At 68.7% G+C, this 11,776-nt stretch carries 2 pseudogenes; one reads left to right on the top strand and one right to left on the bottom strand.

Going from position 1 to position 11,776, the window contains the following annotated elements:
• Nucleotides 1–23: 23 nt before the first annotated feature.
• Nucleotides 24–845: pseudogene (locus ACPZMI_RS04730) on the top strand (AMP-binding protein); the annotation flags it as partial.
• A gap of 109 nt (nt 846–954) precedes the next feature.
• Here the strand turns inward: ACPZMI_RS04730 and ACPZMI_RS04725 are convergent.
• Nucleotides 955–11,613: pseudogene (locus tag ACPZMI_RS04725) on the bottom strand (amino acid adenylation domain-containing protein); the annotation flags it as partial.
• Nucleotides 11,614–11,776: the final 163 nt, after the last annotated feature.

The following is an 11,776-nucleotide window of genomic DNA, read 5'->3' as shown; positions in this document are numbered from 1 at the left end:
ACAGCCAGGCGGACATTCAGGGCGTGCTGGCCAGCACCTCGATCTGCTTCGACCTGTCGGTGTGGGAGCTGTTCGTGACCCTGGCGGGGGGCGGTTTCATCGTGGGTGCGCGCAATGCCCTGGAACTGCCTGAGCTGGAAGCGCGGGATCGGGTGCGCCTGATCAACAGCGTGCCGTCGGCGGCCAGTGCGCTGCTGCGCGCCGGGCAGATACCGGCGAGCGTGCGCATCGTCAATCTGGCGGGCGAGCCGCTGAAGCAGTCGGTGGTCGAGGCGCTCTACGCGCTGGAGCACATCCAGCACGTCTACGATCTTTACGGCCCTTCGGAAGACACCACCTATTCGACCTGGACCCGCCGCGAGGCGGGCGGGCAGGCCAACATCGGCCGCCCGCTGCACAACACCGCCAGCTACCTGCTGGACGGCGAGCTGCAATCGGTGCCGGTCGGGGCGACGGCGGAGCTGTACCTGGCAGGCGAGGGTGTCACCCGCGGCTACCTGCTGCGTCCGGGGCTGACCGCCGAGAAATACTTGCCAGACCCGTTCGCGGCGGATGGCTCGCGGCTTTACCGCACCGGTGACCTGGCACGCTACCGCGAAGACGGCGTGCTGGAGTACGCCGGGCGTGTGGACCATCAGGTGAAAGTGCGTGGCCTGCGCATCGAGCTGGGTGAAATCGAAGCGCGCTTGCAGGCCCAGGGCCTGTTGCGCGAATCGGCGGTGCTGGCCGTCGAGCTGAATGGCGTTCAGCAACTGGTCGCCTACGTGGTGGCCCAGGACCATGGCGCGGACGAAAGCGAGTTGCGCAGTGTGTTGAAAGCCAACCTGCAACAGACCCTGCCGGACTACATGGTGCCGACCCACTGGCTGTTCCTCGAACGCCTGCCGCTGACCCCAAACGGCAAGCTCGACCGCAAGGCGCTGCCGGTGCCGCAGGCAACTGCCCCGACGCGCCAGGTGGCACCGCGCAGCGTGCTGGAGCACTGGCCTGCGGCGCTGGCAGTGCCTTGCGGTCGAGCTTGCCGTTGGGGGTCAGCGGCAGGCGTTCGAGGAACAGCCAGTGGGTGGGCACCATGTAGTCCGGCAGGGTCTGCTTGAGCCAGGCCTTGAGCGGCTCGGCATCATCATGCAATGCCGCAGCAGCGACATAGCCGACCAATTGCGTCCCCAGTTCACCCTGACGGGCGACCACCGCCACCTCACGCACCTCGGGGTGCGCCAACAGGCGTGCCTCGATCTCACCCAGCTCGATACGGAAACCGCGCACCTTGACCTGATGGTCGATACGCCCCAGGTATTCGATCGACGCGTCTTCGCGGTAACGCACCAGGTCGCCGGTGCGGTACATGCGCCCGCCTTCACCGGTGAACGGGTCGGCGACGAAGCGTTCGGCACTCAGCCCAGGCCGGCGCAGGTAACCGCGCGCCAGGCCCTCGCCGGCCAGGTACAGCTCGCCCGCCACCCCCACCGGCTGCGGCTGCAGGTGGCCATCCAGCACATAGGCGCAGGTGCCCGGCAGCGGCCGGCCAATGCTGGCCCGGCCGTTGGCCTGGCGCAGCACGCAGGTCGAATAGGTGGTGTCTTCGGACGGCCCGTAAAGGTCGTGCACGCGTTCGACGCCCGGCAGCGCATACAGCGCATCGACCAGCGACTGCTTCAGCGGCTCGCCCGCCAGGTTGATGGTGCGCACACTGGACGGAATCGCCCCGGCCTGCAGCAGCGCGGCGATCGCCGACGGCACGGTGTTGATAAGGGTCACGCGCTCGCGCGCAGGCAGTTCCGGCAGCGCCAGGGCGTTGTCGGCGAGAATGAAATGGCCGCCGCCGGCCAGGGTCACGAACAGCTCCCAGACCGACAGGTCGAAGCAGATCGAGGTGCTCGCCAGCACGCCTTGCAGATCGTCCTGGCTGTACAGCCCCTGGGCCCATCGCACCAGCGCCACGGCATTGCCATGGGTGATCGCCACGCCCTTGGGCAGGCCGGTGGAGCCAGAGGTGTAGATCACGTACGCCAGGTGCTCGGCATCGTCATGCTGGACCGGCGCATGGGTGGGTTGCAGCGCCAGCTGCGGGTCGTCGTCGAGCAACAGCAGCGACTGGCCTTCGCTGATCACCGACGCCAACTGTGCGGCCTGGTCGGCCTGAGTCAGCAGCAGGTGCGCCTGGCTATCGCCGAGCATGTGCGCCAGGCGCTCGCGCGGGTAGGCCAGGTCCAGCGGCACATAGGCGCCACCGGCCTTGAGCACCGCCAGCAGGGCTACCACCAGTTCGGCGCTGCGCGGCAAGGCCACGCCGACCCGCACTTCCGGGCCGACACCCAGGGCACGCAGGCGATGGGCCAGGCGGTTGGCCTGCGTGTCGAGCTCGTGATAGCTCAGCTCGCGCTCACCGCAGATCAGCGCCAGGGCCTCGGGGGCCTGCGCGGCGCGAGCCTGGATCAGACCGTGCAAGCTGGCGTGGGTCGCAGGCGGCAGCGCTGCCGAGTTCCAGGTCTGAAGCATGCGCTGCTGTTCGTCGGCGGCCAGCAGCGGCAAGCGCGCCACTGGGCACAGCGGGTCGTGCACCACGGCCTGCAGCAGGTGCTGCCAATGGTCGGCCAGACGCTCGATGGTGGCGTGGTCGAACAGGTCGGTGGCGTAGGTCAGCGACACTTCGATGCGCGCCTCGACCTCAGTGGTGTCCAGGCTCAGGTCGAACTGCGCGGTGCCGCTGTCCCAGCTCAGCGGCTCGAGCGCCAGGCCTTGCAGGGAGGTTGCGGTGGCAGGCGTCACCTGGTGGTTGTGCATGACCTGGAACAGCGGGCTGTAGCTCAGGCTGCGCTGGGGCTGCAGGGCGTCGACCAGTTGCTCGAACGGCAGGTCCTGGTGGGCCTGGGCGCCGAGTACGGCCTGGCGTACCTGTTGCAGCAGTTGATCGAAACCGGCCGCGCCATCGACCTGGGCGCGCAGCACCTGGGTGTTGACGAAGAAGCCGACCATCGACTCGGTCTCGGCACGGGTGCGGTTGGCCACCGGTACGCCGACGCGGATATCGGACTGGCCGCTGTAGCGGTGCAGCAAGGCCTGGAACGAGGCCAACAGGTAGACGAACAGGGTCACGCCCTGGGCGCTGGCCTGCTCGCGTAGCGCTGCCACCAGCGGCTCGGCCAGGCTCTGGTCCAGGCGCGCACCGCGCTGGCTCTGCTCGGCAGGTCGCGGGCGGTCGAACGGCAGTTCCAGCACGGGCTGCTCGTCGCCCAGTTGTTCACGCCAGTAGGCCAGTTGCCGGGCGCCCTCGCCCGCCTCCAGCCATTGGCGTTGCCACTGGGCGAAGTCGGCGTACTGCAAGGCCAGGGGCTCGAGTGCCGCGGCCTCGCCACGGCAATGGGCGAGGTAGCGCGCCTGCCACTGTTCGACCAGCAGCTGCATCGACCAGCCGTCGGAGACGATGTGGTGCTGGGTCATCACCAACACATGGTCCTGTTCGCCCAGCACCAGGACGCGAACCCGCAGCAACGGCGCCTGGAACAGGTCGAACGGGCGGCGAATCTCGCGCTGCACTTCGCGGCGGATGGCCGCCTCGTCGGCCTGCCCCTCCATGGCCTGGTAGTCGATCGCGAAGGTCAGCGCCGGGGCGATGACCTGGCGGACCTCCCCGTCCTCTTCGACGAACGCGGTGCGCAGCGAGGCATGGCGATCCACCAGGTCCTGCACGCTGCGCGCCAGGGCGTCGCAATCCAGCGCGCCGCGCAGACGCAGCGCTGCCGGAATGTGATAGGACGCACTGTGCGGCTCCAGTTGCCACAGGAACCACTGGCGCTCCTGGGCATAGGACAATGCCAGCGGTTGGTCATGGCCCACACTGACCAACGCAGGCCCCGCCTCAGCGGCCTGGGCCTGGCAGGCCTCGGCGAACGCCTCCAGCACCGGCGCCTGGAACAGCACCCGCACCGGCACCTCGCGCTGCAACTGCTGACGGATGCGCACCACCACCTGCATGGCCAGCAGCGAATGCCCGCCACGCTCGAAGAAGTGATCGGCCAGGCCGATCTGCGGCACGTCCAGCACCTGGGCCCAGATGTCCGCCAGCGCCGCCTGCAAGGCATTGCGCGGGGCGATGTAGGCCGCGCGGGTGGCGTCTGCCTCGGGTAGCGGCAAGGCTGCGCGGTCAAGCTTGCCGTTGTTGTTCAGCGGCAACTGGTCCAGCACGACGAGTTGCGCCGGCACCATGAACTCCGGCAGCGACTGGCGCAACGCGTCGCGCAGCGCGGCGACGAAGGCCGTGCGCGCATCGCCCTGCACTGCCTCGCTGGCAACCGGCACGACGAAGGCCACCAACTGCGCACCCTGGCCGGTCGGTTGGGCGATCAGCGCGGCGGCGCGCACTCCCGGCTGGGCCTGCAGGCAGGCTTCGATCTCACCCATTTCGATGCGCATGCCGCGAATCTTCACCTGGTGATCGATGCGCCCGACATACTCCAGCACCCCTTCGGCGTTGTAGCAGGCCAGGTCGCCACTGCGATAAAGCCGTGCGCCCGGCTCGCGAGCGAACGGGTCGGGCAGGAAGCGTTCGGCCGTGAGGCCCGGACGCTGGTAATACTGCTGGGCCAGACAGGCCGGGGCGGCGATGCACAACTCACCGACCGCGCCCGCCGGCAACAGCTCGCCAGCGCCGTCGAGCACATAGAGGGCGCGGCCGGCAATGGCCCGGCCAATCGGCACGCCGTGGCTGTCGCTGGCATCGCCCAGGCGGCAGGCATGCACGCTGGAGACCACGGTGGCCTCGGTCGGGCCGTAGGTGTTGATCAGCGCGACCTCGCCCAAGCCCGCGGCGTGCCACAGGCGCAGCCCTTCCACCGACATCGCCTCGCCGCCGACGTGCACCTGGCGCAGTGCACCCAGGCCACGGCCCGGCTGCGCGGCGCACTCTTTGGCCAGCAGGTACCAGTAGGCCGCTGGCAGGTCGGCCAAGGTGACGTCGTGCTGCACGATGTGCTCGGCCAACTGCTGCACATCCCACAGCGACTCGCCCCGCATCACCAGCGCCGCCCCCAGTGCCAGCGGCGGATAGCACTGCTCGACGAAGCCGTCGAAGCTGAAGGTGGCGAACTGCAGCACGCGGTCGTTGGCGCTCAGGTGCGAATACTGCGCACCGCTCTGGCAGAACTCGCGCAGGGCGGCATGGCTGATGGCGACGCCCTTGGGCCGGCCGGTGGAGCCGGAGGTGTAGATCACGTATGCCAGGTCCTGGGCGTGAGGCTGCACGAGCGGGTCATGCTCGGGCTGCGCGTCCAGCGCCAGCTCGCCGGTCACCAGGCGCGGCACCTCGGCTGGCAGGCTCAGGCCCTGCAACAGGCCGTCGTCGCACAGCAGCAAGTCGAGCTGGCTGTCCTCGATCATGTAGCGCAGGCGCTCATCCGGGTAGGCTGGGTCAAGCGGCACATAGGCTGCGCCACTCTTGAGCACCGCCAGCAAGCTGACGATCAGTTGCGGGCTGCGGCGCAGGGCCAGGCCGATACGTTTGCCCGGGCCCAAGCCCTGGGCGATGAGCAGGTGCGCCAGGCGGTTGGCCTGGCGGTTGAGTTGGCCATGGCTGAGCGAGCGGCCCTCGCACAACACGGCCAGGGCGTCGGGGTTGCGCGCGGCCTGGGCGGCGATGCGCTGGTGCAACAGCGGCGTGGCAGACAGGTCGATCGCTTCGCCCTGGCTGTGCGCCAACACCGCCTGCTGCGTGGTGTCATCCAGCAGCCGCAGGCTGCCCAGCGCGGCCGAGGGCTGCTCGAGCATCTGCTCGAGCGCCTGGCAGAAACCGGCGCACAGCTGCTCGACCTGCGCAGCATCGAAGTGCGCCAGGTCGTAGGCGAACTCCACGCTCAATCGCGCACCCAGCTCGATGCCGAGGGTCAGCGGATAATGGGTGCGCTCGTGATTGCGCAGCGCGCCCACCTGCAACCCGGCTGGCGCGCCATCACGCAGGGCCTCGGCCACCGGGAAGTTCTCGAACACCATCAAGGTGTCGAACAGCACACCGCCCTGCTGGCCGGCCCAACCCTGGACCTTGTACAGCGGCACGTGCTCGAACTCGCGCAGGTCGAGGTTGAACGCCTGCAGGGTTTCCAGGGCCGCGCCGACCGACTGGCCAGGTGCTGCGCTGCACAGGACCGGAAGGGTGTTGATGAACAGCCCCAGTTGCTCTTCGATCCCCGGCAACGGCGCCGAGCGCCCGCTGACGGTCGCGCCGAACGCCACGCAGGCCTGGCCGGTGTGACGTTGCAACACCAGGCCCCAGGCCGCCTGGAACAGGGTGTTGAGGGTCACTTTGCGCTGGCGGGCGAACTGGCCCAGGCGCTCGGCGAAGGCGCCGTCGAACACATGCAAGTGCTCGCCACTGCCCTGCCCTTGCGCCCGACGCAACGCCGAGGCCAGCAAGGTCGGCCCCTGCAACGGCGCCAGTGCAGCCTTCCAGAAGCGCTCGCCAGCATCGACGGGCTGGCGTTGCAACCAGCCCAGGTAGTCGCTGAAACGCCCGCTGGCGGCGGGCACCGGTTGCCCGGCGTAGGTCTGGATCACCTGGGCCAGCAGGCTGGCATTGCTCCAGCCATCCATGAGGATGTGATGGCTGGTGTAGATCAGGTGCCAGCCACCGCCCTGCAGTGCCACCAGTTGCAGGCGGAACAGCGGCGCCTGGCGCAGATCGAAGCCGCGAAGGCGTTCGGCGGCGGCCAGGGCATCGAGGTCGTGCACGCCCTCCAGCACCTGCAGCGGCAAGTCGAGATGGCGCTGCACCAACAGGTGCGCCTCGCTCAAGCCCTCCCAATGCACGCTGGCACGCAGGATCTCGTGGCGCGCCATTGCCTCGCTCCAGGCCTCACGCAAACGCGCGGGCTCCAGCCCCTGGATATCCAGGCGCAGTTGGTTGATGTAGGCACCGGCCCCGGGCTCGTACTGGGCGTGGAAGAACATGCCCTGCTGCATCGGCGACAGCGGATAGAGCGCTTCGATAGCGCTGGCAGCGACTGGCAGCGCGTCGAGCTGCGCCTGGTCGATGCGTGCGAGCGGGAAGTCGGAAGGCGTCGCCTGGCCGGCCGGGGTTTGCAGGCAGTGGGCGATCAGTTGTGCCAGCTCATCGTTGTAGGCCTGGGCCAGGCCTTCGACAGTGGCGTCATGGTACATCTGGCCGCTGTAGCCCCAGCGCAGCGACAGCTCGCCGGCATAGACCTGGCTTTCCAGGGTCAGCCAGTTGGCCAAGGGGGCCTCGGGGTCCTGGGCCTGGCCGCTGCGCTCGGTGGCGGGCGCCCAGAGTGCCTGGGCATCGAACTGCTGGTCGAACTGCCCCAGATAGTTGAAGGTGATACGCGCAGGCGTGGCCTGGTCGAGCGCCTGGCGCTGGGCCTCATCGCCCAGGTAGCGCAGCAGGCCGTAGCCCAGCCCCTTGCCCGGCACCGCGCGCAACTGCTCCTTGACCGTCTTGATCGAGGCGCCCACATCGTCACTGACGCTCAGGCGTACAGGGAACAGCGTGGTGAACCAGCCCACGGTGCGCGACAGGTCGACATCCTCGAACACCTCTTCGCGACCGTGCCCTTCCAGTTGCACCAGCACCGCCTGCTGCGCGCTCCAGCGCGCGACCACCCGGGCCAGCGCCGTCAGCAGCAGGTCGTTGATCTGTGTGCGGTAGGCGGCCGGGGCAAGCTGCAGCAACTGACGGGTCAGCTCGGCGTCCAGGCGCGTTTCCAGGGTGCGGCCGTGGCGGTTGAGCGCGGCGCCCTGGGGCATGTCGCACGGCAGCTCGTGGTCGACACGCTGGGCGCGCCAGTAGTCCAGCTCGCCGGCCTGTTGCGCAGCCAGGGCAGGCAGGCGCGCGGCCCAGGCCTGCCAGGCGCTGGTCTTGGCGGGCAGCGGCTGTTGCGTGTAGGCGTGCTGCAAGTCTTCGAGCAGTACGCGCCAGGACACGCCATCGACCACCAGGTGGTGGATCACCAGCAGCAAGCGCTGGCTGCCATCGGCCATTTGCACCAGTACCGCGCGCAGCAGCGGCCCGTCGGCCAGGTCGAGGCTGCGCTGGGTGGTGTCGCAGAGCGCCGCCAGCGCCTCGGCATCGGCAGCCGTTTCTTCACGCAGCAGCCCGGCGGGCAGCGCACCGTGCTCGGCCTGCCAGTGGCCGTCGTGCAGCTGGAAGCGCAGGCGTAGAGCATCATGTTGTTCGACCAGGCGCACCAGCGCCTGCTGCAGGCGACCAGCGTCCAGGGTCTGGCGCGGCGTCAGCAGCAGCGACTGGTTCCAGTGTGCCCGTGCAGGCACCGCCTGCTCGAAGAAGGCGCGCTGGATAGGGGTCAGCAGCGCCGGGCCCTGCACCGCACCCTGCTCGGCCTGCACCTGCGTCGCACGCCCGGCAGCGCCAGCCAGGCCGCGCAGGGTCTGGAACTGGAACAGGTCACGCGGGCTGAACTGCAAGCCTTGGCGTCGGGCGCGGCTGACCACCTGGATGGCGATGATCGAGTCGCCGCCCAGTTCGAAGAAGTTGTCGTCCAGGCCGACCTGTTCGACCCCGAGCACCTCGCTCCAGACCTGCGCCAGAATCTGCTGCACCGGCGTTTGCGCGGCGACATAGGCGCCGCGTGGCGCCGCATCGGGCTGTGGCAGCGCCTTGCGGTCGAGCTTGCCGTTGGGCGTCAGCGGCAGGCGGTCGAGCGGCATCAGGTGGGTGGGCACCATGAACTCGGGCAGCGCCTGCAACAGCCAGTCCTTGAGGCCCTGCTGCCAGCCATCGGGCTGCTCGTTGAGTACCAGGTAGGCCACCAGCTGCTTGCCGTCCAGCGCCAGCACCACGGCCTCACGTACCCACTCATGCTGGGCCAGGCGCGCCTCGATCTCGCCCAGCTCGATGCGCAGGCCGCGAATCTTCACCTGATGGTCGAAGCGGCCTAGGTATTCGATCACGCCATCGTGGCGCTGGCGCACACGGTCGCCGGTGCGATACAGGCGCTGGCCAGAAACGAAAGGATCGGCGACGAAGCGCTCGGCGGTCAGGCTCGGGCGGCGATGGTAGCCCCGGGCTAAGCCGACACCGCCCAGGTAGAGCTCGCCGGAAACACCGGTGGCAACCGGCTCGAGGCCGGCGTCGAGCACGTAGGTGCGCAGGTTGGCGATCGGCAGGCCGATCGGCACGCTGTCCCGGCCTTCGTCGCGGCAGGTCCAATGGGTGACGTCGATGGCCGCCTCGGTCGGGCCATACAGGTTGTACAGGGCTGCGCCCGGCAGGCGGGCGAACACCTGCAACTGGGCATCCACCGGCAGGGCCTCACCGCTGCAGACGATACGCCGCAGGCTACTGCACGCTTCGACACCCGGCTCGTGGATGAACGCCTGGAGCATCGACGGCACGAAATGCAGGGTGCTGACCTGGAAGCGGCGGATGGTCTCGATCAAGCGTGCCGGATCGCGATGTTCACCCGGCGCGGCCACCGCCAGGCGCGCGCCAGTCATCAGCGGCCAGAAGAACTCCCACACCGACACGTCGAAACTGAAGGGGGTCTTCTGCAGCACGGTGTCGTCGGCGCCGATGGCGTAGGCCTCCTGCATCCAGTGCAGGCGGTTGGCCAGGGCCCGGTGGCTGTTGCCGGCGCCCTTCGGCCGCCCGGTGGAGCCGGAGGTGTAGATGACGTAGGCCAGTTGCTCGGGGTCGATATCCACCAACGGGGGGCTGGTGGGTTGCTCGTCGAGCAGCAACTGGTCGAGCGCCACGCACTGCACACCCTGGGGCAGCGGCAGGCTGTCGAGCAGTGCCTGCTGGGTCAGCAGCAGGTCGATGCCGCTGTCCTCGATCATGTAGGCCAGGCGTTCTGCGGGGTACTCCGGATCCAGCGGCACATAGGCAGCACCGGCCTTGAGGATGCCCAGCAGCCCCACCACCATTTCGACGCTGCGCTGCACGCTGATGCCGACCAGGCTGTCGCCCCGGGCGCCCTGGGCGCGCAGGTAGTGGGCCAACTGGTTGGCGCGGGCGTCGAGCTGGGCGTAGCTGAGCGCATGCTCGCCAAACACCAGGGCCAGAGCCTGCGGCGCGCGGCGTGCCTGGTCTTCGAACAGCTGGTGCACCGGGCGTTCGAGCGGGTAGTCACGGGCTGTAGCGTTCCAGTCCTGGAGCACGGTGGCAAGGCTGGCGTCATCGAGCATCGGCACCTGCCACAGCGCTTGCTGCGGCTGCTCGACCAGGCCTCGGAGCAGGGCCTGCCAGTGCCGGGCCATGCGCTCGATGGTGGCGCCGTCGAACAGGTCGCTGGCATAGGTGAAGGCCGCGTGCAGCACGCCACCTTGCTCGTAGGTGTCGAGGCTGAGGTCGAACTGGGTGGTGCGGCTGCGCCATTGCAGCGGCGCCAGTTGCAGGCCGGACGCCAGGGTGACGGTGGTCAGGTCGGCGACCTGCGGCTGGTGGTTGTACATCACCTGGAACAGCGGTGCGTGGCTGAGGCTGCGCTCGACCTTGAGCGCCTCGACCAGGCGCTCGAACGGCAGGTCCTGGTGCGCCTGGGCGCCCAGCACGGTCTGACGTACCGCTTGCAGATAACCCAGCACGTCCTGTTGCGCTTGTGGCTGCAGGCGCAGCACCTGGGTGTTGACGAACAGCCCGATCAGCCCCTCGACCTCGGCGCGGTTGCGGTTGGCCACCGGGCTGCCGATGCGCAGGTCGCTTTGGCCGGTGTAGCGTTGCAGGAGCATGCCGAAGCTGGCGAGCAGGACCATGAACAGCGACAGGTTGTGCTGGCGGGCAAAACCGCGCACCTGCTCGGTCAGTGCCGCGTCGAGCGGGAATGACTGGCGGCTGCCGCTGAAGCTGGGAGTGGCCGGGCGCGCGTGGTCAAGCGGCAGCTCCAGCACCGGCTGCTCCTCGCCCAGCTGGGCCTGCCAGTACTGCAACTGGCGCTCCATCTCGCCCGCTTCGAGCCAGCGGCGCTGCCACAGGGCGTAGTCGACGTACTGGATGGGCAGTGCTGGCAGCTGCGGTGCCTGGCCGGCGGCAAAGGCGTCATAGGCGCGGCTGAACTCATCGATCAGCACATTCATCGACCAGCCGTCGGAAACGATGTGGTGCAGGGTCAGCAGCAGCACGTGCTCCTGCGCATCGAGGTGCAGCAGGCGCACCCGCAGCAGTGGGCCTTGCGCCAGGTCGAACGGGCGTAGCGACTCGGTCTCGGCTTCGGCACGGACCTGTGCCTCACGCTGGTCGGCGGCGAGGTTGCGCAGGTCGACGCGCTCGATGTTCACGCGGGTGAGCGGGCGATGGGCCTGCTCCAAGCGGTCATCGGCCTGGGGTTCGAAGACGGTGGTCAGGCTTTGGTGACGGGCCAGTACGGTGGCGAAGGCCTGCTCTAGGGCGGCTTCGTTCAGCTGGCCTAACAGGCGTACGGCGCCTGGCAGGTTGTAGGCGCCGCTCTGGGGGTCCATCTGCCAGAGCACCCACATGCGTTGCTGGGCGTAGGACAGCGCATGGCGGTCTGGGGCCTCGACACTGGCCGGGATGGGGAACTGGGAAAAGTCGATGCCCTCCTTGGCCAGGGTCTCGAGGAACACGCGGCGCTTTTCCAGCGGCAGTTCAATGAAACGGCGGGCCAGTTGCAGGGACTTCTCGGCATTCATCAGATTGCTTCCGTACGGGTGGGGTATCGGGCGGGGCCCGGCTATCCCTACGAAACGGATACATCTTGCAAAAAGTTAGGTTTTGGTGGGGGTTTGGGGGGCGGTGGGGGGGGCTCGTGGCGGGTGAATATCCGATTTGGGTGGCGACGCGGATTCACCTTTT

This window comes from Pseudomonas wayambapalatensis, assembly GCF_049942315.1.
GTDB classification, from domain to species: domain Bacteria; phylum Pseudomonadota; class Gammaproteobacteria; order Pseudomonadales; family Pseudomonadaceae; genus Aquipseudomonas; species Aquipseudomonas wayambapalatensis.
The sequence above is the reverse complement of the archived record's forward strand: the minus strand, read 5'-3'. Positions and strand labels throughout refer to the sequence as shown.